The organism is Christiangramia aquimixticola (genome assembly GCF_048285835.1).
GTDB classification, from domain to species: domain Bacteria; phylum Bacteroidota; class Bacteroidia; order Flavobacteriales; family Flavobacteriaceae; genus Christiangramia; species Christiangramia aquimixticola.
In genome coordinates this window covers 1-403 of record NZ_JBLVTL010000042.1, presented here as the reverse complement: position 1 = coordinate 403, position 403 = coordinate 1, and the positions used below count along the sequence as shown (strand labels likewise).

Genomic DNA, 403 nt, shown 5'->3' with positions numbered 1-403 from the left:
CAAAAATCCATGGGTGACCGAGAGCGCAGCCAATAAAGGCATGCCTACGTACACAGCGGGAAGACGGTATTGATACGAAACCGTGAATGCCAAAGGCACCAAGAGAACGAATCCTACATTATAAAAAAGCGGTATCCCTACGATCAATCCGGTAAAGGCCATGGCCCAAGTGATGTACTTTTCTCCAAAGAATCGCATCAAAAAACCCGCAATGCGCTGCGCTGCGCCACTTTCTGCCACAAGCTTTCCCAACATGGCACCTGTCACAATCACAATGACCAAATCACCCAGTAGCGCTCCCATTCCCTTTTGAATGGATTTGGCTACCTGATCTGCCGGAAGACCAAGCATCAGCCCTGCTGCTATAGCGGAGATCATAAAGGAAAGGAAGGGATTGAGCTTG

General features: G+C 49.1%; 1 protein-coding gene. It reads right to left on the bottom strand.

Features of this window, described 5'->3' with window-relative positions:
- The coding region (locus ACNKXV_RS13410) for a GntT/GntP/DsdX family permease (protein ID WP_417908240.1) at window positions 1-403 on the bottom strand (403 nt) is incomplete at both ends.